Origin of the sequence: Sphingomonas hankookensis (genome assembly GCF_022664465.1) — a bacterium.
Taxonomy (GTDB): Bacteria; Pseudomonadota; Alphaproteobacteria; order Sphingomonadales; family Sphingomonadaceae; genus Sphingomonas; species Sphingomonas hankookensis.
The window spans coordinates 146,382-170,197 of record NZ_JAKREV010000005.1; the positions used below are offsets into that span (position 1 = coordinate 146,382).

16 protein-coding genes and 1 tRNA gene are annotated in these 23,816 nt (G+C 67.2%); 5 read left to right on the forward strand and 12 right to left on the reverse strand.

Features of this window, described 5'->3' with window-relative positions:
• Positions 1-10 precede the first annotated feature (10 nt).
• On the forward strand, positions 11-928 hold the full coding sequence (locus MF610_RS14040) for a TraB/GumN family protein (RefSeq protein WP_242198200.1): 918 nt from the start codon (positions 11-13) through the stop codon (positions 926-928).
• Between the two features lie 283 nt (positions 929-1,211).
• Here MF610_RS14040 and MF610_RS14045 read toward each other — a convergent pair whose 3' ends face one another.
• From MF610_RS14045 to MF610_RS14060, 4 genes are all read right to left on the reverse strand, one after another.
• A complete protein-coding gene (locus MF610_RS14045; protein WP_242198202.1) occupies positions 1,212-1,595 on the reverse strand; it encodes a hypothetical protein in 384 nt (127 codons plus the stop codon).
• An 87-nt stretch (positions 1,596-1,682) separates the two neighbouring features.
• Positions 1,683-2,735 (reverse strand): aldose epimerase family protein, encoded by a 1,053-nt coding sequence (locus MF610_RS14050; protein ID WP_242198205.1) that lies wholly within the window; start codon positions 2,733-2,735, stop codon positions 1,683-1,685.
• Positions 2,736-2,848: 113 nt separating this feature from the next.
• Positions 2,849-5,719 carry a TIM-barrel domain-containing protein gene (locus tag MF610_RS14055; RefSeq protein ID WP_242198208.1) on the reverse strand — a complete coding sequence of 957 codons (2,871 nt, stop codon included), beginning with the start codon at positions 5,717-5,719 and terminating at the stop codon, positions 2,849-2,851.
• Positions 5,719-7,353, reverse strand: a complete 1,635-nt coding sequence (locus MF610_RS14060; RefSeq protein ID WP_242198227.1) for a DUF5597 domain-containing protein — start codon at positions 7,351-7,353, stop codon at positions 5,719-5,721. The genes MF610_RS14055 and MF610_RS14060 overlap by 1 nt, the downstream gene beginning before the upstream one ends.
• Before the next feature lie 169 nt (positions 7,354-7,522).
• Here MF610_RS14060 and MF610_RS14065 point away from each other — a divergent pair, with 169 nt between their 5' ends.
• Positions 7,523-9,121: an alpha-L-fucosidase gene (locus MF610_RS14065; RefSeq protein WP_242198263.1), complete on the forward strand. Its 1,599-nt coding sequence runs from the start codon at positions 7,523-7,525 to the stop codon at positions 9,119-9,121.
• A 264-nt stretch (positions 9,122-9,385) separates the two neighbouring features.
• Here MF610_RS14065 and MF610_RS14070 read toward each other — a convergent pair whose 3' ends face one another.
• Together MF610_RS14070 and MF610_RS14075 are read right to left on the reverse strand one after the other, a co-directional pair.
• Positions 9,386-13,999: an NAD-glutamate dehydrogenase domain-containing protein gene (locus tag MF610_RS14070; protein ID WP_242198266.1), complete on the reverse strand. Its 4,614-nt coding sequence runs from the start codon at positions 13,997-13,999 to the stop codon at positions 9,386-9,388.
• Positions 14,000-14,118: 119 nt separating this feature from the next.
• A complete protein-coding gene (locus MF610_RS14075) occupies positions 14,119-15,246 on the reverse strand; it encodes a PAS domain-containing protein (protein WP_242198269.1) in 1,128 nt (375 codons plus the stop codon).
• A 162-nt stretch (positions 15,247-15,408) separates the two neighbouring features.
• Here MF610_RS14075 and MF610_RS14080 point away from each other — a divergent pair.
• Positions 15,409-15,484: transfer RNA gene (locus MF610_RS14080), tRNA-Thr, on the forward strand.
• Between the two features lie 220 nt (positions 15,485-15,704).
• On the forward strand, positions 15,705-15,914 hold the full coding sequence (locus tag MF610_RS14085; protein WP_242198272.1) for a hypothetical protein: 210 nt from the start codon (positions 15,705-15,707) through the stop codon (positions 15,912-15,914).
• Between the two features lie 163 nt (positions 15,915-16,077).
• On the opposite strand, the gene MF610_RS14090 is transcribed toward MF610_RS14085, so the two are convergent.
• A complete protein-coding gene (locus MF610_RS14090) occupies positions 16,078-16,287 on the reverse strand; it encodes a ComEA family DNA-binding protein (protein ID WP_242198276.1) in 210 nt (69 codons plus the stop codon).
• Positions 16,288-16,406: 119 nt separating this feature from the next.
• Between MF610_RS14090 and MF610_RS14095 the strand changes: the two genes are divergently transcribed.
• Complete coding sequence (locus MF610_RS14095; RefSeq protein ID WP_242198279.1) at positions 16,407-17,090, forward strand: hypothetical protein; 684 nt, start codon at positions 16,407-16,409, stop codon at positions 17,088-17,090.
• A gap of 1 nt (position 17,091) precedes the next feature.
• Here the strand turns inward: MF610_RS14095 and MF610_RS14100 are convergent, their stop codons facing one another.
• The 5 genes from MF610_RS14100 to MF610_RS14120 form a co-directional block, all read right to left on the reverse strand.
• Positions 17,092-18,975 carry a TniQ family protein gene (locus MF610_RS14100; RefSeq protein ID WP_479687781.1) on the reverse strand — a complete coding sequence of 628 codons (1,884 nt, stop codon included), beginning with the start codon at positions 18,973-18,975 and terminating at the stop codon, positions 17,092-17,094.
• Between the two features lie 4 nt (positions 18,976-18,979).
• Positions 18,980-19,855 (reverse strand): ATP-binding protein, encoded by an 876-nt coding sequence (locus MF610_RS14105; protein WP_242198299.1) that lies wholly within the window; start codon positions 19,853-19,855, stop codon positions 18,980-18,982.
• A 359-nt stretch (positions 19,856-20,214) separates the two neighbouring features.
• A complete protein-coding gene (locus tag MF610_RS14110; RefSeq protein ID WP_056501214.1) occupies positions 20,215-22,521 on the reverse strand; it encodes a hypothetical protein in 2,307 nt (768 codons plus the stop codon).
• Between the two features lie 26 nt (positions 22,522-22,547).
• Positions 22,548-23,360 carry a PDDEXK family nuclease gene (locus MF610_RS14115; protein ID WP_056399398.1) on the reverse strand — a complete coding sequence of 271 codons (813 nt, stop codon included), beginning with the start codon at positions 23,358-23,360 and terminating at the stop codon, positions 22,548-22,550.
• A 151-nt stretch (positions 23,361-23,511) separates the two neighbouring features.
• Positions 23,512-23,784, reverse strand: coding sequence for a hypothetical protein (locus tag MF610_RS14120; protein WP_242198302.1), 273 nt, complete (start codon positions 23,782-23,784; stop codon positions 23,512-23,514).
• Positions 23,785-23,816: the final 32 nt, after the last annotated feature.

Here is a 23,816-nt window from a genome sequence, read left to right on the forward strand (position 1 = left end):
GGAGATGTGCATGTCCTCGATCCTGCTGCGCTATGCCGCCGCGTTCAGCCTGCTGACCGCCGCACCCGTCTGGGCCCAGACCGCGAAGGCACCCGCCGCGCCCGCCGCGATGGCCGCGGACGAAGCCGATCCGGCGCTGTGGGTCGTGAAGGACAAGGACACGACCATCTATCTGTTCGGGACGATCCACGTCCTGAAGCCCGGCCTGTCGTGGTTCGACGACGCGGTGCGCACCGCATTCGACAAGTCGAACGAGGTCGTGCTGGAAATCCCGATGCCGACCCCCGAACAGGCGCAGGCGGCGGTAATGAAGTCGGCGGTGAACGTCACCGGCCCGAAGCTCAGCGAAAAGCTGCCCGAGGCGGAACGTCCGGCCTATGCCAAGGCGGTCGCCGATGCCGGGCTGCCGGCCGGCGCGCTCGAACAGCTCGACCCGTGGTTCGCCGCGTCGACGCTGACGCTGGTGACGTTGCAGAAGCAGGGCTACGATCCGGCGAGCGGTGCGGAACAGGCGATCTCGCAAGCGGCCAAGGTGGCGGGCAAGCCGGTCACCGGCCTCGAAACGCTGGAGCAGCAGTTCGGATTCTTCGATTCGCTGTCCGACGCGGCACAGGTCACCTTCCTGACCGAGACGATCAAGGAACTGCCGACCGCGGGCACGTCGATCGACAAGATGGTCGACCAGTGGCGCCGCGGCGATCCCGACGCGCTGGCCGCGACGATGAACGAAGAGATGACCGTGTCGCCCGAACTCAAGCGCGTGCTGCTGACCGATCGCAACGCGCGCTGGGCCAAGTGGATCGAGGACCGGATGAAGCGTCCGGGCACGGTGTTCGTCGCGGTGGGTGCGGGGCATCTGGCGGGCAGCGGCAGCGTGCAGGACGCGCTCAAGCGCTACAAGCTGCGTGCGACGCGGGTGAAGTATTGAGGGGTTCCCGGCACGCACCTTTTGCCAGCCACCAGCGTCGCCCCAGCGAAGGCTGGGGTCTCCCCGTGATTGCGCGGGACAGGAGCGGCGAGAGACCCCAGCCTTCGCTGGGGTGACGCTTTCGGCGAATGGCAACTTCGCCGTCCCTCACGCCGTCACCCCGGGCTTGACCCGGGGCGACCGATACCCCTGTCCAAAACAAAACGGCCGGCGGATCGCTCCGCCGGCCGTCAGGCACGTTCGCTACGACCGCGGCCCGGAAGGAGGCCGCGGTCGGAAATCATCAGGCGTTGCAGGTCTGCGCGGTCTTGCCCGGCTGGGTCAGGGTAATCGTCTTCGGCGTGCCGGTCAGGCTGTAGCCGCCCTCGGCGACCAGCGGCTTGCCCTTTTCCTCGGTCTTCAGCCGGACGGGGGCCGAATCCTGCTTGGCGCGGAAATTGGCCTGGGTGTCGCCTTCGAAGAAGTCGACATAGACAAGGCTGTTGTCCTTGCAGCGGAACGTCACGCTCGCCTTGACGGGCGGGGGCAGTTCCACGGGGGCGCGGTTGGCGAGCTGCGATGCCAGCGGATCGGGCGCGCGGGTGTCGAGCTGCTCCGGCTGCTGCTGACCGCAGGCCGAAAGGGCGAAGGCCGCGGCGGTGGCGGCGAGGAGAAGGGGGTGCTTCATAGGGTTAAAGGCGTTCGCAAACGCAACCCGCTTCGTCAAGCAACGTTATATTTCATTGCAACGACGCCTGTCGCGGCGCGGCAAGTTTCAGGCGGTCGTGAACGCAAACCGCATCGCACTGTGCCATGTCTCCCCGGGATCGAGCCGCGCGGAGGGAAAGTCCGGCCGGTTCGGCGTGTCGGGAAACGCCTGCGGCTCGAGGCACACCGCATCCCCCTGCCGATACAGCCGCCCGCTTTTGCCCGGCTCGGCACCGCCGAGGAAGTTGCCCGAATAGAGTTGCAACCCCGGTGCGGTGATCGACAGCGTCATCACCCGCCCCGATGCCGGATCGACCAGCACCGCCGCGGGACGCAGCACGCCCACATCGCCGCGCACGATATAGTTATGGTCGTAGCCGCGTCCGATCGCGATCTGCCCGTCGCGCCCGTCGCGCACGCGTTCGCCGATGGCACGGGCGTCCCGGAAATCGAACGGCGTCCCCGCCACGGCGCGGCGTTCGCCGGTCGGGATCGAGGTGGCGTCGACCGGCAGATACGCGTCCGCCTCGATCGTCAGCCGGTGGTCGAGCACATCGCCGGTGCCGCTCAGGTCGAAGAACGCGTGGTTGGTCAGGTTGACGATGGTCGGCGCGTCGCTGGTCGCGGCATAGTCGATCGTGAGCGCGTCGGGCGTCAGCATATAGGTCGCGCTGGCGTGCAGCGTGCCGGGATAGCCGGCATCGCCATCGGGGCTGGTGAGCGTCAGCCGGGCCCATGCCGCCGCATCGTCGCTGCCGACGTCCGCCACCTCCCACAACCGCTGGTCGAACCCGTCCGATCCGCCGTGCAGGTGGTTGGGCGCGTTGTTCGTCTCCAGCACATAGTCGCGCCCGTCGAGCGTGAACCGTCCGCCCGCGATGCGATTGGCATAGCGGCCGACCGTCACCCCGAACCACGACGGACGGTCGCGATAGGATTGCACGTCGTCGAAGCCGAGCACGATGTCCGCCGAGGTGCCGGAGCGGTCGGGTACGCAGAGCGACTGGAGCGTCGCGCCGAGCGGCAGGACGCGCGCGGACAGTGCGCCGGCGGTGAGCTCGATCGCTTCGGCAGGGACGTCGTCCAGCGTGCCGAAGGGGATGCGTTGTGCTCCTGCCATACCGATTCCCTGTCTCCGCCACACACGTCATCCCAGCGCAGGCGGGGATCTCCCCGTTGCACAGGCGCTCGCCTCGCCGCGGGAGACCCCAGCCTTCGCTGGGGTGACGACCTTTAGCGAATGACCGGCCGCCCCGCCAACGGCACGCTCACCGCCCGCCCGTCATACACGAACGTCGTCGCGGCATTGTCCGCGAAGTCCGGTGCCACCGCCTTGCCCGGCGTGTGGAAGCGCACCGACATCGCCCGCTTGGCGACCATGCCGGGGAAGCTCCCCTGCCGTGCGCCGATGGTCAGCGTCTTGCTGCCCTCGCTCCACGTCACCGGCACCTGTGCCGACTGGCCCTTGCGATAGCCTTCGCTCAGGCCGTCATCCTCGAACAGCGTGTAGGCGCCGTCCTTGCCGGTGAAGACGTGGAGCACATAGGGACCGTCGGGCTGCTCGGCGGTCGATTGCACCTCCGCACCCGTCGGCACGATCGATCCGGCGCGGACATATAGCGGCATGGTAGCGAGCGGTGCGGCGGCGTTGACCGTCCGCCCGCCCTTCAGATAGGCGCCGGTCGCGAAGTCGTACCAGTCGGCCCCGGCGGGCAGATAGACCTGCCGGCTGCGCGCGCCGAACTGCGTCACCGGTGCCACGAGGAACGCCGACCCGAACATATACTGGTCGTCCAGCCCCCAAGTCTTGCGATCGGCGGCGAAGTCCATCACCAGCCCGCGCATCATCGTGCCGTCGCGGTGCCAGTTCTCGGCGGCGAGCGACAGGATGTAGGGCAGCAGTCGGTAGCGCAGCCGGTCGTAATGCCCAAGCGCCTGATACAGCGCCGGGTCGCTGGCGCCCAGTTCGTAGATTTCGCGGAACGGCGTCTCGCCATGGCTGCGGAACAGCGGGCTGAACGCGCCGAACTGGAACCAGCGCAGGTTCAGTTCCTTCCATTCGGCCAGATGCGCCGGGTCCTTCTTGCTATAGCGATCCTCGACCGCGAAGCCGCCGATATCGTGCGTCCAGTTGGGCACGCCCGACATCGACAGGTTGACGCCCGCCGAAATCTGATCGCGTAGATCGTCCCAGCGCGACGCGACGTCCCCCGACCACAAAGCGGCACTGGCGCGCTGGATACCGCCATAGCCCGACCGGGTCAGGATGAAGGGCCGCACATCGGGCTTTGCGACGCGCAGGCCGTCGGCGACGCCCTCGGCATGGACCAGCGGATAGCTGTTGAAGAATTCCTCCGCCGGCCCCTGCGCGGTCGGGCCCATCCGGTCCTTGCGCTGTTCGATCGACAGGTTCGAATGGATGTCCGGCTCGGTCGCGTCCATCCACCACGCATCGAAGCCCTTGTCGACCAGCGCCTCCTTCATCTGCCGGAAATAGATGGCGCGCGCCTCGGGGGCATAGGGGTCGTAGTCGGTGTTGAGATAGCCCTTGCCGACCCAATCGCGTTCCTTGGCCAACAAGTTGCCCTGATAGAGATAGCCCTTGGCAGCCAGTTCCTGCGCGTTCTTCGTGTTCGGATAGAATTTCGGCCACACTGAAATCATGATCCGCGCGTCGTTGACGTGGATTTCGTCGACCATCTGCTGCGGCTTGGGGAAGCGCTTGGTATCGAAGCAGTGGCAGCCCCACTGGTCCTCGGGCCAGTAGAACCAGTCCTGCACGATATTGTCGATCGGCAGGCGCCGCTTGCGATATTCGCGCACGACGTCCAGCAGTTCGTCCTGCGTGTTGTAGCGCTGGCGGCTCTGCCAGAAACCATAGGCCCAGCGCGGCATCAGCGCCGCCTTGCCGGTCAGCGCGCGATAGCCGGCGATCACGCCGTCCATGTTCTTGCCGCCGACATAGTAATAATCGAGCGCATGGGCGACGTCCGACGACCACCACAGCGAATGGCGGTCGGCTTGCGCCAGCGGATCGTTCTGGAACAGCGCGATATAGCCCGCATTCGGCTCCCACTCGATCCGCACTTCCGCTGCCTTGCCGGCGGTCATGGGGAGGTCGAAATTGTGGAACCACGGGTTCCAGTTCTGCCGCCAGCGGTTCAGCACCTGCCTACCGTCGACGAAGACCTTCACATAGCTCGACGAATAGAGCCGGAATTTCTGAATGCCGGTGACCGAGGGGATGACGGTGCCGGTCCAGACGACCTTCTGCGTCTGCACCGCATTGCCGGCAGTATTCTGCCCCGTCGTCGGCGCGACCGTCTGCGCCTTGGCGGCGGCGGGCCAGTTCGCCTGGTCCTTGATGAACTGGTAGTTGATCGTCGGCTCGGTCCGGGTCACCGCCAGCCGGTCGCCGAGATAATATTGCGCCTGCCAGCCGGGCTTGCCGTCGGAGGTGACGCGCATCCCCTCCCCCACCAGCCGGTACGGCTGCGGATTGCCGACGCGGGTGATGCCGTTATTGTCCCACAGCACCCCGTAATTCTTCGTCGACACGACGAACGGAATGCCGATGTCCATATTGTGCTGGGCGAGTTCGACGTCCTCGCCATTGTAATTCATCTGCCGGTTCTGGTGCTGGCCCAGACCGTAGAGCCCTTCGTCGGTGCCGCGGTTGAACTGCTGGCGGACGGCGACGAACTTCTCGCCGCCGGCGGTCGCCGGCACGAAGCCGGCGCGCGGTGCCTCCTCCAGCGTCAGCTTGCCCACCGCATCGCGAAAGCGCACCTGCCCGTCGTCCAGGTCGATCTCGGCCGATCCGCCCGCCGCCTTCACCACCACGACACCGCGGGCCTGGCTGACGGTGAAATCGCCCGCCGGTTTCGCGGTCACCATCAGGCTGTCGGGCGTGTCGAGGCTGGCATCGGGCACTGCCGTCACGCGGAAGCGGTCGGGACCATAGACCAGCACCCGCACCCGCTTGGCAGGGCCGGCATCGGGGGTGACGACCACGCCGCCCGGCACCTTCGTGACATCGGCGGCGAGCGCCGGGAACGAGGCCGACAGGGCCAGCGACAACAAGGTCCAGCGAAGCGTCTTCATCAGCGGTACGTTCCCATGGTCACGCGCAGCAGCATCGGCTGGGCGGTGAAGTTCAATCCGTAATCGGTCTGGTCGCCGTTCATCACCCGGCGCGCGCGGAAGCTGCCGTCATCGTTGAGCGTGCCCTCTTCGACCTTGATCAGCATCGCGGTATCGCCCCGCGCCTTGTCGGCCACATCGAAGGTGACGCGCACGTCGGTGCCGGTGACGAGGAACTGGTCGGGCGCGATCTGCAGCACCGCGGCACCGCCGACCGGCTGCGCGGCGGCGGCGGGCGGTTCGGCCTTCAGCCACGGCGAATCCATCGATCCGAACTGCCATTCGCCATATTTGGCCGACACGCGCCACCGGCCCATGACCCTGGTCTGCTCTTCGTCCGGCGCACCCTTGGCCGTGCCCCAGCCGGGATGGGCATAGGCCATCCGTGCCCAGCCGCGCGCCATCGGTTTCAGGAACCGATATTTGCTGCCGAACGCCTCGAGCGTCGCATCGTCCAGCGTCACCGCGCCCAGCGGGTGGTTGTAATAGCCGGTCGCATCCATCCCGAACGGCGCCCAGCCGATGCCGCCACGCCCCAGCGTCGGCCACAGGAAGCGCGCGAAATCGGCGGCGTTGCCCGTTTCCGGCACCAGCAGCGCATTGTCGGTCCGCGCATAATGGTCGAGGAACTTCAGATAGTTCTTCGCATCGCGGGTGTAGAGGTCAGGTGCCACTGCATCGATGTGCGGCGCCGCGGCCTTCCACACGTCGATCGTCTGCCAATCGGGCCCACCGCTCGCCCCGCCCGACTTGCCCGGCGGGGCGAACGGATTGCCGACGGCGGCGTTGACGTACATCGGCAGGTTCAGCACCGCCTTCCCCGCCGCGGCGATGCGATCGATATAGCGCCCGGTGTACCACGCATTGAACGCCGGCTCGGCATTGTCGCCATAGACCTGGGTCCAGTTGCCGCGCCTGCCGGTCTGCTTCGCCAGTTCGGGCGGCACGTTGCCGGCGAACAGGCGATTGGCCTCGGGCGAATAGTCGCGCGCCTGCTGGTACACGCCGACCTCGTTCTCCGGCTGGACCATGATGACGCTGTGGTCGGGGTCGTGGTCCTTAAGGTAGCGCATCAGCGCGACGAACGCCTTGCGGTCGGCCTCGAACGTCGCTTCGCCGTGCGGCGACAGCGCGTAATGCGTCTTGCCCTCCCTGGTCCGCATCCGGGGAAAGCGGGCATTGTCGGTCTTGACCCATGCCGGCACATAGCCAGGTGACGTGTTCTTCCACGTCCCGAACCACAGCAGCACCAGCTTCACGCGATGCGCCCGCGCCTGCGGCAGCAGCGCGTCGAGATAGCTGAAGTCGAACTTGCCCTCGACCGGTTCGATCTGTTCCCACGCCACCGGGATTTCCAGCGTGTTGGCGTGGAGCCGGTCAACCATCGGCCAGACCTGCGGCAGGACCTCGGGATAGTTGCTCGAATTATTGGCCTGCACGCCCAGCATCAGGAACGGCGCGCCGTCGACCAGCAGCGCGTGGCGGCCATCCTTCGCGACCAGCTGCGGCAGCGCGCGCTGCGCCATCGCCGCGATCGGCGTCGCGACCATCGCCAGTGCCGCGCCTGCAACCGCCCATGTGCGCCACGTTGCCATATGCCCCCTTCCTACGTCCGGTCCGCATTTTCCGGCACGCGGTTCGCCCGATGCCGACAGCGTTGTCACCATTCTTTACCGGGTGTAGCTATGTCATACAAATAATTCTTAGCGCTACCATCGTGCACTTCGGACCGGGATAGCCGGCCGTCATAAGGAGGGGAATGGGATGCAACGACGCCAGTTCCTGCGCGGCACCGCCGCGATCGCCGCCGCCGGCCCGGTCGCCGCACAGGCAGCGCCGCTACGCGCCAACTGGTCGTCGCTCGCCGATGGCTACCGCGTGCCCGACTGGTTCCGCGACGCGAAGTTCGGCATCTGGGCGCATTGGGGGCCGCAATGCGTGCCCGAGGCGGGCGACTGGTATGCGCGGCAGATGTACGAACAGGGGCGCGGCCCCTACGACCTGCACCTCCAACGCTATGGCCATCCCGCCGATACCGGCTTCCTTGACATCATCGGCCAGTGGAAGGCGGAGCGGTGGGACCCCGATGCGCTGGTCAGGCGCTACAAGGCGGCAGGCGCGCGCTACTTCGTCGGCATGGCGTGTCACCACGACAATCTCGACCTGTTCGACAGCCCGCATCCGTGGAACAGCACCCGTGTCGGCCCGAAGTGCGACATCGTCGCCGGCTGGCAACGTGCGGCGCGGGCGGAGGGTCTGCGCTTCGGCGTCAGCAACCATAGCAGCCATGCATGGCACTGGTATCAGGTCGCCTATAATTACGATCCGGAAGGGCCGCGCGCCGGACAGCGTTACGACGCGGCGCGCCTGACCAAGGTCGATGGCCGGGGCACATGGTGGGACGGGCTCGACCCGCAGGACCTCTATACCGGCGCGACGATGGCCGCACCCGACGGCTTCACGACCAAGGCGCAGATGGACGCATGGGCCGGTGCGACCAGCGGGCGGTGGATGGAATTCGCGCCCGCCGCCAACCCGCGCTTCGTCGCCAACTGGCTGGCGCGGCAAAAGGCGCTGGTCGAGCGCTACGATCCCGACCTCGTCTATTTCGACGATTTTGGCGTGCCGTTCGGTCCCGTCGGGCTGGAGGCGATCGCCCATTACTACAACTATGCCGCGAAGCGTACCGGCCGCGCCGACGTAGTGCTGACCGCCAAGCAGCTGACCGCGTTCCAGCGACAGGTGCTGGTCGACGATGTCGAGCGTGGCTTTTCCGACCGGTTGCGTGCCGAGCCGTGGCAGACCTGCACCTGCATCGGCGAATGGCACTATAACCGCAGGCGGTTCGAGGAGAAGTCCTACGTGCCGGCCCGCGCGGTGCTCCAGCGGCTGGCGGATATCGTGTCGAAGAACGGCAATTTGCTGCTGTCGGTGCCGGTGCGCGGCGACGGATCGATCGACAGCGAGGAAGAGCGGATCGTCGACCAGATCGGCGCATGGCTGCGCGTCAATGGATCGGCGATCTATGGCACGCGGCCGTGGCGGATGTTCGGCGAAGGGCCGACCGATCTGGCGGGCGGCATGTTCAACGAAGGGCAGATCGACAAGCTGGGCGCGCGCGATGTGCGGTTCACGACGGGAGGCGGAGCACTGAACGCCATTCTGCTCGGCTGGCCGGATGCGCCGGTGACGATCGCGGCGCTGGGTGCGCAGGCGGCGGGGCGGATCGAGCGGGCGACGCTGCTTGGCGGGGGAAGTGTCGGGATGCAGCGGACGGCGGAGGGGCTGACGCTCACCCTGCCGCCGGCGCCGGCCGGGGCGATGTTGCCGGTGGTGCGGTTGGAGGGGGTGGGGTTGGTGTAGCGCCTCCCCTGCCATTGCCGCAAATGTCATTCCAGCCCGCCACAAACGTCATCCCAGCGCAGGCTGGGATCTCCCGGTAACGAAGCACGCGCCTCGCCGCAGGAGACCCCAGCCTTCGCTGGGGTAACGTTGGGGAATAGGGGGTCGTCGCGAGCCGGCCAACCCGTACCCCCGCGCAGGCGGGGATCCAGGACGACAATCGCTAACGCCAGCGACTTTGGCTCTGGATCCCCGCCTGCGCGGGGATACGGAGAGACGCAGCGATTACCGCGCCAGCAACACCCGCGCCTGACCGGCGATCTGCGCCAGCATCGCCGCGCCCGCCACCGGCGCCTGCCGCGCACGGTGGACCAGCGCGGCGAACTGCGCCACGCGGTCGCGGTTCGCCTCCAGCCACTTCTCGACCGCCGCTTGCGGGTCCTTGCCGGCATTGCGGTTGAGAAAATCGAAGCGCAGCTGCTGGAAATCGCGCGCGAGGCCGGCGATCAGCAACCGCTCCCACGGATCGCCGGTCTGGATACGCGCCGCCACCGCCTGCGCCCAGTCCAGCCCCAGCGCGAAGCCGAGATGGGTGAACGACTGGGTCAGCTTCGTCTCGTCGAGCTTCAGACGACGGCCGAGATCGGCGAGGCCGACCGCACCGTCCATCTCGAACAGGCGCACGACCTGTCCGGCAAGGTCCTGCGGTGCGCCGGCATCCTGCAACACGCCCGCGATCCGGTCGCGCTGCTGCGCCGCCTCGGCGCGGAGCAGCGAACTGGTCTGCCCGGCAAGGCTCGCCACCCCCTTTTGCAGATGCGCGACGGCATGCGCCGGAGTGGTCCCCGCCGGGAAGGCGCGCAGCAGGTCGGCGATCTGCGACCGCACGCCGACCGCCACTTCGTCGAGCAACGCGATCCGCGCGCGTTCCGAAATGTCGGCCACCTCGATCCGGTCGTACAGCGCGTCGATGTCGAACAGCCGCTCGGCCGCGACGAACATCGCCGCGATATCGGCCAGCGCCTCGCCCTCTTCCTCCGCCAGTTCAAAGACGTGCAGCACGCCCAGCCGGTTGACGATGCGGTTGGCGAGCTTCGTCGCGACGATCTCACCGCGCAACCGGTGATCGAGGATCGCCTGTTTTTGCGTCTCCTGCATTTCCTTGGGGAAGGCAGCGAGCAGGTCGCCCGCCATGTCGGGATCGGTCGCGATCGGGGCGTGCTCGATCGCCTCCTGCAGTGCGAGCTTGACGCTGGCGAGCAGCACCGCCAGTTCGGGCCGGGTCAGGCCCCGCCCGTCCTGCGCACGGCGGACATAGTCGTCGTTGGCGCTCAGCCCCTCCACCACGCGGTCGAGCTTGCCCGCCGCTTCCAGCATCTCGATGACCCGGACATAGCTCGGCACCGCGACCGGCCCGTCATTCTCCATCACCGACAGCGCCAGCGTCTGGAGGCGGTTATCCTCCAGCACCAGATGCGCGACATCGTCGGTCATCCGCGCCAGCAATGCGTTGCGGTCGTCCTGCGCCAGCCGCCCCTCGATCACCTCGCGGTTGAGCGCAATCTTGATGTTTACCTCGTTATCCGAACAATCGACGCCCGCCGAATTGTCGATGAAGTCGGTGTTGATCCGACCGCCGCCGGCGCTGAACGCGATGCGCGCCGCCTGCGTCACGCCCAGATTCGCGCCCTCGCCGATCGCTTTCGCGCGCAGCGTCTGTGCGTCGACACGGATACGGTCATTGGCGGGATCGCCGACGTCGAGATGGCTTTCGGCGCGGTCCTTCACATAGGTGCCGATGCCGCCGAACCAGATCAGGTCGACGGGGCTGCGCAGGATCGCCGAAATGAGCGCGCTCGGCTCCATTTCCGTCTCGATCACGCCCAGCATCGCCCGGACCGGTTCGCTCAGCGGGATCGTCTTGGCCGAGCGCGGGAACACGCCGCCGCCTTCCGAAATCAGCGACGGGTCGTAATCGGCCCAGCTCGAGCGCGGCAATGCAAACAACCGGTCGCGCTCGGTCCAGCTCGCCGCCGCATCGGGCGCGGGGTCGAGGAAGATGTGGCGATGGTCGAACGCCGCCTTCAACCGGATCGCCTTCGACAACAACATCCCGTTGCCGAACACGTCGCCCGACATGTCGCCGCACCCGACGACGTCGATCGCGTCCGTCTGCACGTCGGTGCCCAGTTCGAGGAAGTGGCGCTGCACCGAAATCCACGCACCCTTGGCGGTGATGCCCATCGCCTTGTGGTCGTAGCCGACGCTGCCGCCCGACGCGAACGCATCGCCCAGCCAGAAGCCGCGTTCCAGCGCCAGCGCGTTGGCGACGTCGCTGAACGTCGCGGTACCCTTGTCCGCCGCGACCACGAAATAGGGGTCTTCACCGTCATGGATCGCGACGCTGGCCGGATGCACGACCTTGCCGTCGACGATGTTGTCGGTGATCGACAGCAGCGATCGGATGAAGATGCGGTAGCTTTCCGTCCCTTCCGCGATCCACGCGTCGCGGTTCGACGGCGCCGGCAGCTGCTTGGGATAGAAGCCGCCCTTCGCGCCGGTCGGCACGATCACCGCGTTCTTGACGCGCTGCGCCTTCATCAGCCCCAGGATTTCGGTACGGAAATCGTCGCGTCGGTCGGACCAGCGCAGGCCACCGCGCGCCACCGGCCCGGCACGCAGATGGATGCCCTCAACGCGCGGGCTGTAGACGAACACCTCGCGCCACGGCAGCGGCTTCGGGAGCCCCGGCACCTTCGCGCTGTCGAGCTTGAACGCCAGCGCTTCGTTGGCGGCGGGCGCAAAGGCGTTGGTGCGCAGCGTCGCAGCCACCACCCCGCGATAGCTGCGCAGGATGCGGTCGTCGTCGATCGCCGACACCGCGTCCAGCCCCGCCTCGATCGCGGCATCGGCGGCAGCCACACCCGCCTCGCGGTCCGACCGCGACGGATCATGCGCGGCATTGAACCGCTCGATCAGCGCGGTGGCGACGCCCGGCGCACGGCGCAGCGCATCGACCACGGTCGCGAGGCTGTAGCTCACCCCCGTCTGCCGCAGATAGCGGAACCACGCGCGCAGCAGCACGACGGCCGCCGGCGCAATCCCCGCTTCGACGGTCAGGCGGTTGAAGGCGTCGTTTTCGGCGCGGTTCTCCAGTACCGCCTCGATCGCGCGCTCGACGGTGGCCACGTCGAACTTCGGCGCGGCACCCGATGCGACCGCAACCTCGAAGTCGTGGATGAAGCTCTTTTCGTCATCCTCCAGCCGGGTCGGCAGTTCCTCGATCACGCGGAAACCGAAATTCTCGAACACCGGCACCGCATCCGACAGCGGCAGCGCGCCGCCGCGGCGATAGACCTTGATCCGCATCCGGTCGCCGCCTTCGGACACGATCCGCACCGATCGCGACGTGGCATCGGTCAGCGCCGCCACCCGCACGATGTCACGCGCCGCCTCGTCGGGCAGGTTCGAATTGCGATAGTTGGCCGGAAAGGCATTGGCGAAGCGAAGCGCCATCCGCGTCGCCCCCTCAGGCACCAGCTCGCTCAGCGCGCCCTCAACCGCCGGGCGCCAGCCGCGCACCATGCGTTCGATCCGCTGGTCGAGATCGGCGGCATCGGGCATCCGCCCGTCCTGCCGCAGGTCGAGGACGTAGCGGATCAGTGCCGCCTCGCCATCCTCCATCGCGATCGACCAGTTCAGGATCGACGCGTTCGACGCCTGCGCCAGCATGTCGCCGATCGACAGCCGCCGCTGCGTCGTCACATCGTCGCGGCTCAGCCACACGAACGCGAACAGGTGCCGCCCCAGCGCCGACTTGATCAGCACCAGCCGCGAGCGCGGGCGATCGGCCACCGACATGGCGGTCAGCGCCAGTTGTTCCAGCGATTCGGGGTGGAAGGCGGTGGTCAGGTCGTGCGGCAGCGTCGAGATCGCGTGGCTGAGCGCCTTGCCGGCATGGCCCGACGGATCGAAACCGAACTTCGCACGCAGCTCGGAAAGGTTACGGCGCAGCACCGGCACCTCGGCCGGATCGGCCTGCAACGCCGCACTGGTCCACAGCCCGCCATGGATCGACATGCCGGTCACGGTATCGCCGTCGCGGATCGGCACCAGCACGAGGTCGATCGGCGCACGGCGGTGGACGGTCGAAATGCAGTTGGACTTCAGCAGCAGCGGCTGGACATTGCCCGCATCGAACCATTCGATCGCCCGCTGCCGCGACGCATCGGCCAGCAGCGGCACGTCGAGCCGCGCCCGCGACAGCCCCAGCTGCTCGGACACCGTCCCGTCACGCGACCAGCGTTCATGCGCCAGCTGCGTCAGGTTGCCCGCGACGAACCAGCTCAGCAACGCCGCATCCTCTGCGGTGGCGGCATCGGCGGTCAGCCGCGCGGCATCGGCCTGCATCGCCGCCTGCATCGCGCGCCAGTCGGTCACGGCAGCGCGGACGTGCTCCAGATTGTGTTCGATCTCGGCGACCAGCGCGTGACGGACGCGCGCATCGGCACGCTCCATCTCGATATAGATCATCGATTCGCGTCGTCCTTCGCCGGCGATCCCCGTCAGCGTGCCCGCTGCGTCGCGGGTGACCGTGACGACCGGGTGCAGGATGCGGTCGATCGCGACATCATGCGCCCCGATCGTGCCACCGATCGAATCGACCAGGAACGGCATGTCGTCGTTGACCACCGCCAGCCGCATCCGCCGCTGCTCGCCCCGCGCCAGCGTCTCCAGCGCGACGCTGACCGTGCCGGGCGAGCGGTGCGCGGCGGTCGCCGCCACGAACTGCGCAGCATCGGCGCGGGCCGCTGCATCCAGACCTTCGATTTCGCCGGGGAGCGCACTGTCGACCAGCAGCGTTTCCAGGGGGCGGGCGAGCTTGCTTTGCGGAGTCATGGGCGGGGCTATGCGACGGCTTTCCGGCCGGCTCAACCCTTGTGGCGGTTGCGAACAAAATGTCGCAGTGCGGTAATTATATTACGAACCGGGGATATGCCCGGTTTATCGAATGCACTTCAATGCCCTAGCTGACGCCGTGCCTGTTCCACCATGGCGGGTTCGCCATCGACGCGTCCGACGATCTGCACCGAACCGGCGTCGACCGCCCGCGCCAGCAACAGCACATAGTCATTTTCGCCCGCCGCGATCGGTACGGTCACCGGCGGTACGTTCGCTGCCGGGCGGCCGGCGGTACGTTCGATCCATTCGATCAGCTCGCCTGCACCCACCCCGGCGCGGTGCGCGCGCGCCAGCAGCCGGGCATGGCCGTCATGCTGACTGCCAAAGGTCAGCCGCACCAGCGCATCGACCGGCGCCCGCGGATCGACGGCGACCCCGGCGCCGACCAGCATCGCGGCATAGCCTGCCGCTTCGCCCTCGCTGGCCAGCAGGAAGTCATAGGCTTCGGCCAGCGCGGCATGCGTCGCGGCCGACGAATCGCCACTGCCGCGTGCCGACTCGGCCAGCCGGCGGACCTCTACCAGCCGATCGACCAGCGAGCGCGGCGGTGCCGGTTCGGCCAGCACGGCGCTCGGCCCGTCGGCCCACGCCGCGGCCGGTTCGCTCCGGCGCGGTGCGGCACGGCGCGATTCGGTCAGCTCGGCGGCCAGCTGCGACTGGGTGGTGGTATCGACCACTTCCTTCCAGTTGATGACGCCATAGAGATAGTCGATCGTCTCGCCGTCCGACGAGAACGGCATCAGGATGCCGCGATACAGCATCGGAAACCCGCGATGGCCGACGAATTCGGCCTCGAACCCGATCGGCGCGCGGTTGGCGATGATCTGCAGATAATGGTCGGTCAGCCGCGACAGCAGCGAGCGCGGCGGCACCTGGCGCAGCCGGACGATCGACGAATCGGTCCCGCTTTCCTCGCGCAGCGCATGGCCGAGGAAACGGATCGTCGCATCCTCATGCCCCTGCGTACAATCCAGCAGCACGCTGTTCGGCCCGAAATCGGCGATGCCCGCCGGGTCCAGCGCGTCGATCAGCGGGCAGGGCCGCCCGCCCAGTAGCGACACCCAGTAATTATAGGCGCGGACATGCATGCGCCGCTCATCGGTACCGACCGCCACGACGTCACCGCCGACGCCTTCGCGATCGTCGCCGCCGGGTTGCTCGTTCGATCCGCGCACGATGTCCATAGCTGCATCCTTGTGGGCACTCCGCCCCATGGCGCCGGGTTGTGCACGCGACACGGTAAACGTCCGGTAAAGCCGCGTGGCCGCGGACGCCGCGCGCAAAGACGCTTGCCACCCGCCCCGCCCACTGGTAAGCGCCCGCCTCCAGACGGCAAGTCCGCCTGCGCCGCTTTAGCTCAGTTGGTAGAGCATCGCATTCGTAATGCGGGGGTCACAGGTTCGAGTCCTGTAAGCGGCACCACCCTTTCTGACATTGCTACTTAGCGTCTTCGCTTTTGCTACTTTAGCGAAGTTTGGAGGCCGAAGTCGGCAATGCGATGACTCGGGATCGGAAGTATTGGTCCTAAGCCGCCAGCGTATAGTTCGGCGATTTCGCCGAAAGCGACGCTCCGGCGCATTTCAATTTCGACACCGCGTGACTGCATCATGTATAGTTCAGCTACAACATGAGGAGTAACAAAATGCCAGAATCTGAAAATCCCGACCGCGTAACAGCGGCGCTGCGCACGGTTCAAGGTATGTCCGACGAGGACTGGCGTCGGTTGATCGAAGTTTTGAAGGAGATCGACCCGGAATTCTTTCGGGCGCCTACGAATCCTTTGACTGGCGAGACGATCATACCGAATGGCGTCATCGCGACACGGCCACCGCGGCATGACACGGGAGCCTGAGCTAGATGCGAATCGACGTGTTCGAGGCGGCGGTGTCCGCCCCGGATATGCTGATATCAACGTACGATGCAAAAGGGGCGGGCGGTCGGTCGTAAATCGACCGACCGCCCGCGATGCGGCCGCGATAATGGCTACATATCGCAAGTGCGGGTGATCATCGTTTTCAGGCGTCCCCGACCGTGAGGGGGGTGCTGCTCCCGTCGACCTTGCCAGACAGGCCGGGGACCTCGTCCAACTGGCGGAGGTCGGTGAACCCACCCCGCTCCTCCCGGTAGCGGACGACCTCTGGGCCGTGGCCGCGCAGGCCGGCGACAGCGTCAAGTTCGTCGGCGGACGCGGTGTTCACGTCGACCGGGGTGCTGTTGCTGCTCATCCGACTTGTCTCCTCGGTTCGTTCCAGTGTGTTATCGACCCACGGCCGATCAATCTCATCCGTATCCGTCGCTCAACCATCGAATACGAAGAGATTTCCGTTATGGCGGAGAGACCCGGGTGGCGCACGGCGTCCAGGAATGGATACATGGGGTGGTGAATCTTCGGACCATCCTGCTCACGGCGCTTTCGCCCACATACGCTCTCGCCGACTGGCAGAAGCGCGGTCTCCGGCGGTTGGCCAGGGCGACGTTGATCAAGCGGAGGAACTGCACCTACCTGATCGTCGGCATCACCCTCGCGGTCGCGACGTTCATACTGACGTGGCGGGGCACAGGTCACCCCAGTTGGGGCACGTGGTGGCCAATCCTTGGACTCTTGACCTGGTATCTCCTCGGACGATGCAACGAGGTCTTCCTGGCCTTCTATCTAGACGCGTTCGACAAACTGCGGATCAACCGACGGCCGTCGAGCGCGCTGGCGTGGCCGACCCGTGTGCGTCTTGCGCTGAACAGCTACGCCGAACTGATCCTCAACTTCTCCGTCCTCTACGCGCTGCTGCCTGCCGACATGTGGCAATGCGGCGCGCCGCGGCCGGTCTCGTTCAATGATCTGCTGACCTACAGCGCGCTGACGATCACGACGAGCGGGGGCGGCGGCTTCGTGGCCAGGCACTGGGTGCCGCAATTGCTGACGGTGTATGAGGTGATGTGCGGCCTGATCCTCCTGGTCGTCAGCTTCACGATCTACACGGGTCGAGGGCTGTCGAAGCGACCGGCGGGTAGGTTCGGCCCGAAACCGTAGGTTATTCCGCAGCGTTTGCGATAGCGGGGATGCGCCTGATCGCGTCTAGCGCGTCAGTCCGCCACCAGCCGAACCGATCGGACCGGGGGCATCCCTCCTCGTCCAGCCACTTCTCCAGCCTGACGCTGTTCACCCCGGTGCGTGCGCACAGCTCGGTGAGCGTGATACGGTTCGCCGCCAGCGCGAGCACCTTCTCCCAGTCCATCTCCCACTTGTCGTCGGCATCGGCGAACTCCTGCAGCAGGTGGGCATGCTTGCCGGGCAGGTTGAGGATCTCGAGGGCGTCGCGCTGCGAGCACGTCGGCGGCAGGACGGTGGGCGGAACCAAGGCTAGCGTGCGCAGCGAACGCGCGTCCCGCACGCCGATCCCGATCCTCCCCATCCGGTCGCCGGTGGCGGTGAACGCGATCGTGCCGTCCAGAAGGCGGTCCACGATGATGCCCCACGGCTTGAAGCCGCCGCCGATGGCGCGTGCGGCCCGGTGGAGCGCGACCGGGTCGACGATCGGGCTGACAAGAGGCGTGTCTTCATCCGGCGCGACGGCGGAGGCCTCTGGATCCACGACCATCGGGAGCGCCGCCGCCCGCAGTGTGGCCTTGAAGCGGGCGAACTCCGCCCGGTGCAGCTGCGGATCGACGTAGTGGGCGATGACGTAGGGGTGGTCGGCGACCGATATGCCACGCGCGTCTGCGATCTGGGTGATGGCGTAGGCCGGCAGGTCGAGGCTATCCGAGACCTTCTCCGCACTGATGCGGTTGGCAGCGAAGTCGTGGATGTGGTCCACTTCCGCCCGATCGAGGGTCGGAAAGACGCGGTTGGCGCGGATGCAGATGCGGGTCTGCAGGTGACCGTCGCGCCGCGCGGGCGCGAGGACCTGGAGCGGCCGGCCCATCAGCGCCGCCGCGTCCATCATCCCGATCTGTCCGGCCGGCGTCCCGCCGGATTCCGCCGTGATCGGGGCCAACGCGTCCTCGATGGCGGTGCGGACGGTCGGCGGCAGGATGTCGCTGGCCAGCGCCGGGATGTAGTCCGCGGTGCCGGTATAACGGACATTGGCGCGCGACCTCGAGCGGGTCGCGACCGCCGCCTGGAGAGCCGGGACGAGGGAGTCCGGCCACCTGCGGACGAGGCCCGCCGCCTCCGCCAGCGCGGTCGCGTACCGGCTGCGGTCACCGGACGGGATGGCCGCGCCGCGCTTCAGGCGATACCCCGTCGGGGACAGCGGCAGCAGCGCCAGCGCGAGCTCGAAGGCCATGCCGCCGTCCCATTCGGCGAGAGCGGGCGGCAGCATCGCTCGGGCGGCGTTGCGGCGGTCCCGGTCCGGATCGAGCAGGCCGATGAGGAAGCCAAGCCCATCGCGCAGCGGACCGTCCACCACATCGGCCGGCTGCCTGTCCAACCGGGTGTTGCAGCGGTCGCAGCGATGGAGGCTCCACGCCTGCCGCCAACCCTGCACCGTCCCGCAGGTGCATGCATCGACGAGGTATTCCCAGGTCTCCGTGCAGCACGGCACCATCATCAGCGACCAGAGCGCCCGGACGTGCGGGCTGATGCCGATGCTCGCCGGCGAGAAGCGGCGGCGCCGGAACGTCATCTCGTCGACGCGGACGGCGGCGCCGAAGAACTCGATGAAGCCCGGGTCGTTCGCGGACGGGTGATAGCGATCGACCACCTCCTCGAGTGACACCCTGAGGATGTGCGCGAGCAGGCCCCTGTCCAGCGAAGGGGCGATCGCGGCGGTTGGGTTCTGCGCGTGCGGTGCCCCGACCTGCTCGAGGATGACGTGCGACGAGGGCAGGACGTTGCGGACCGCGGCGCGCGTGGCGAGGCTCATCAGGCTTTCGCCAGTGATCGGCGCGACGCGTAGGAGGACGGGGCCGGGCATCGCGTCAGCCGCTCACGCGCAGGCGAAGCGGGTTGTGGTCGATGGTGCCGTCCTGGATGCACCAGGCGTCGATGGCGGCCATGAGGCGGGCATGGCCGATGAACCGCTCCCCCGCGAGCAGCGTCGCCTCGAGCGCGGCTAGGACGATGTTGTGGAACTCGCCGATCAGGCCGTTGCTCGCCTCGCAGAGGTCCTTCGCCAGCGTGGGCTCACCCAGCCCGGACAGTTCCTTCATGACACCCCGACCGACCAGCTCCAGGTCGATCTGGTGGAGGAACTGCGTCCATACCTCGCGACTGCCCGCGTCGGTGTGGACGAACGGCTGCAGGACGACCTGCGGGAGGCAACGGTTTTTGAGTTCACGGTTGCGGGTGAAGAGCGTCTGCGCGTCCGTCGTGCCCATCAGGACGATCGGCACCCATCCCATGGTCAGGATGTTCTTGATGGTGTTCGCGGCGTCCTCGGCGAGGTGCTTCTGCTTAAAGTGGTTCAGCTCGTCGATGACGAGGAGCTCGACCTCGAGCTCGTTGAGGGCGGTCTTGACGCGCTCGAGCAGCAGTTCCGCCTCGCCGCGGGTGGAGTAGCCGTCACCGACCTCGTTGAGGATCGACGTGGCCAGGCTTTTCGGCGTTCCCGTGGTCGACAGCGTCACGTGGAGGATCGGCTTCTTCCGAGGATCCCTGCCAGGCTGGCCTTCGACGTGCCGCTTGAGCAGCTTGGCGCACGTGCTCTTCCCCGAGCCGGACTGGTTCAGGTAGCGGAACGCACGGCGCTGCTGGCCGGCGGGCTGCGACAGGCCCATGATGCGCAGCGTGTCCATCTGGCGGATGCACTCGACCTGTGCTGGCGTCGGCAGGACGATGTTCTCGAACGCCGCCATGCCCTCTCCTGCGATCTGGGCCAGGGATGATGGAGCGGTTACCGGGACCGCAGGAGTCGCGGGCAAGGCCGGTTGCGCCGGCGCCGCTTCCGTCGACACGGAGGTGAGATCCGACGACATGTTCGGCGTCGGCTCTTCGCCGGTGACGCAATCGTCGACGGCATTCTCGTCCGGCTCTACGCACCGCGTGACCCCGGCACTCGACGCGCGACTCCTAGTGCCATGTTTTGATGGCATTGTGTTGGAGCGGGTGCGTCGACGGGGCGGCGGGGGTGCTGTGTCCGGCAGGGCTGCGTCGGATGCGGATTGACTCTTCTTCGAGGCGTTGGTCATCGTCGTCCTTCCCTTCACGTTGTCGTTTACTTGTAGCCCTGCCACTGGTGGCCAGCGTCCGACCCGCCCGGGTCCAGCCTGCGGGCGAGGTAGGCGGCGTCCTCCCGGTCCTGCCTCTCCTGCTGGGCCGGGGTGGTCTCGGGTTGGTCCTGGTTGGGTGCCGGGGTCCCGCGCCGATCGCGCTTTCCGCCAGCGTTGGCGCCACCACGGTTCGACGAGCGCGGCGCGATCCGGGTGGCGTCGCCGCGAGTGTTGGTCCGCAGGTCGTGCATGATCCTGCTCTCCATCCCCGAAACCGATCCGGCGACGCGCAGCACCTCGACGGAATCGCCCAGATAGGCGCGTCCCTCGGTGGAATCGGCGAGCCGGGCGGCCGCGTGGCGATCGGCCACCCCGGCGGCTGGAAGGACGGCATCGACCTCCTTGACGAACCTCTCGCGCACGGAGAGCATGTCGTTCTCCTCGGCGAACGCGAGGCCGCGCGCCTTGGCGAAGGCCTTGATCTTCAGATGCAGCCAGAGCGGCAGTCCATCGGAGTAACGGCGCATCGTGCAGGGGATCGGGACGTAGGTGACCAGATGCTCGTCGAAAAGCCATGCGCGACCGATGTCGTTCGGGTCGACCTTGATCTTGACGTTCTTGTAGGTCGGCTTCTTGGTCTGCGACGACGTACCCCGGGCTAGTGCCAGATGGTGCAGGATCTCGACGTTGGAATACGGGTAGCGCTCGTCGGTGTCGTCGCCGCCGTAGCTCAGGCCCTCGATCACCGCGCCCGCGCCGCGGAAGCTGGGGTAGTAGACGTTGCCGATGGCGCGCTCGAACTGATCGATGTCGTAGACCCAGTCGAGCCCGTGGGCGTTGCGCTGCTCAGTCCAGACGTCTAGCGGCGGGCGCTCGCCATGACCCGAGTGATCGTGGGTGTGGTATTTCGCCACGACCATGGCGAAGATCGACCGGAACTGCTCGATTGTCACGATCGCCTGCTTTGACGGATCGTAATCGAACTCCCGCATCAGCGGAATGTCCCAGGTGCCACCCGGAAGCATCTCGCGCAGGATGTTCTCGAGCGTGCCGATGCAACTTTCGACGTGCGGCTTGTGGGTCGGCTCCTTGCTGCCGGCGGCCCTGACCGCCTGGCCGATGTCGCCGCCCGCATCCTGGGCAGAACGTGCGGTCTGGTGCTTTGCGTGGTCGAGGACGGCGTGACCGACGATCTTGCCGCCTACTTCGGCCAGGTCCGGAAAGGTTTCGAACCCCTCGGGAATCCGCTTCGGGGTGGCGATGCTGAGCAGCGTCCGCATGTACGTCGCGTGGCCGGGCGGATCGAACGAGATGTCCCATCCGACGATCGCCCGCGTGAAGACGTCGAGCGCGATGGTGACGGTCGGAACGCCCACGGGAAAGCGGCGCACCGCATCGATGACGAAGACCATCGGGAACGGGGTGTCGTCGATCTGGACGTATTCCAGGAAGCGCGTCGGCTCCTGGGCCACACCACCGCCGCCGTACCGCTGTCGAGCCGCCGCCTGGTTGTAGGCGATGCCCAGACCCTTGGCGCTCTTCGCCTTCCCGACCTCGTTGGTGAAGATGCGCCGCGTGCACATCTTCTTCTTCTTCGCCGGCTTGGCGAGCGCCTCCTGGAACTGGAACATCTCCAGCGGTTTGCCGAGCACGTAGCGCTCGACGTCGTCCTTGGCCTTGCGGAAGTAGGTGTTGACGAACTGCTTGGGCTTGGAGTGAAAGCTCAGCGCCCAGTGTCTGATGATCGCGAGGACGACGGGGTCGATCTTGCGGCGACGCGGACCAAGCCCGCTCTCCGACGCGAAGTCGGCGGGCCGGTAGTCGTTCGGAAGGCCGCGGGTGCGAACCCAGGTGCGAAAGGTCGTGTCGCTGGGCAGGCGGCCATATTCCGCCTTCAGCGCCGCGACGTCGTAATTGTCCTCGAACCAGGCATCGATGCCGCGTTTGCTGAGAGCGCATCCGTCGCCCGCGTGCCACTTCTTGATGGCGTCCTCGCGAAGCGTGAACCAACGGTCGCGCAGCCTCTTCGAACCGTCCTTCGTCTGTGCCTTGACGAGATCTTCCCGCGTCATCTCCTTGCGCCGGGCACGGTTGCGCACGGCGCTCTGGAGCGGGTCCGAGCGCAGGACGAGGCGCTTGGTCGCCATGGCGTCGATGAACTGGGCCGTCGTCGGCCACATCGGCATGCCGGTGACCGGATCGGGCATCTCGAACATCCAGCCCGCGCCGTCCCCGACCATGTGTCGGCCGTTGATCGCGGAACCGCGATAGACGCACTCGCGCCCATCCGCGACGAACAGCGAGCCGATCATCCTGGTCAGAGTGCTCACAGCGGGCCTCAGAAGCGGATCAGGGAGGTGAAGGCGGGTTCGGGCAGCAGCCGCACGCGCGATTTGCCATGGAGGTGGAGGTCGAGGTCGACGTCTACGCGGCCGCGGCAGATCAGGGCGTGCGCCATCGCCGTCCCTCGACGACGATCGGGGTCGAGCGCCTCGCGCAGCTCGCGGAAGGTCGTGTCCGGGGTGCGCAGGACCAATTCCTCGAAGGCGTCGAGGCGGTCTCCGGGCACTGTCGCGGTCTGATGGGCGTAGATGTGGCCGAAGTTGATCTGCCGCTCGCCGCCGCCCCGGATCTGGCGTTCGTACATGACGCGCGGACGCCAGCCGATCGCGGCGGCGACGCGGAATGCGGCCTCCAGCTTGGCGCGTTCCTCGGGGTCGGCGAGGTAGGAGACGTCGGGCTTGCACTCGATTGCCTCCACATGGTCTCCACCCGGACCGCGCACGTGGCGCAGGTGGTCGATGATCCACTCGGCCCGCCCGCCGCCATATGGGTAGCGGAGGCGCGCCCCTTGCGTCCGGTAGTCCAGGACCGAAGGACGCAGTTCACTGTCGACGATGAGGGCGTGCTCCGTGCCGCCTTCGTAGGGGTTGGAGAGCCCGGTCTTCGCCGAATGCTCTTCCCCGGTGTAGTGGCGGTGGGCGTCGCCCATGATTGTGCGGATCGGGCCGCCGTCGTCCGCCACGTAGATGCGCGCGCCGATCCGTGCCGCCGCCGCCGCGTCGGAGCCGTGCTCGACGAACGTGAGACGACGGCCGCCCTCGTCCTCATCGGGGAACGTCTTCGGGAAGACCTCGGACTGGTGTGGCACTGCGTTCTCCGTCTTGGCGGGGGTGTGCGGCGGTGGGTGTCTGCGGCGGCGGCCGTCCGCAGGGAGGTATGGCGCGGGGGACGCAGGTCCCGAGGGTGCGACATCCTTATCCAGGATGCCGGGCCGCCCCGTCTGGTGCGGCCCGAGCGGATCAGCCGACGTACCAGGCTGTGATCAGGCGGGTGTACGGGTCTACGTCGACCTTCAGGTTGACGGGCAGGTGACGGAGCGTGCCATCGTCCTCGAGCATGAAGGTGCCGATCTGCGCTTTCCCCGACCGGTTTGCGCGACGCAGGCGCCGGCCGCTCACGATCTGCATTTCCTGGGGGATCCTCACCCCCCGGCCACGGTTGCCACCGAGGGCGGTGATCGCCTTGCGGGCGTTGCGGTTCTCGGTCGAAGCGGACATGCGGATGGTCTTCATGGTCGTGTTCCTTCGGGTTGGGCTGGGCTGGA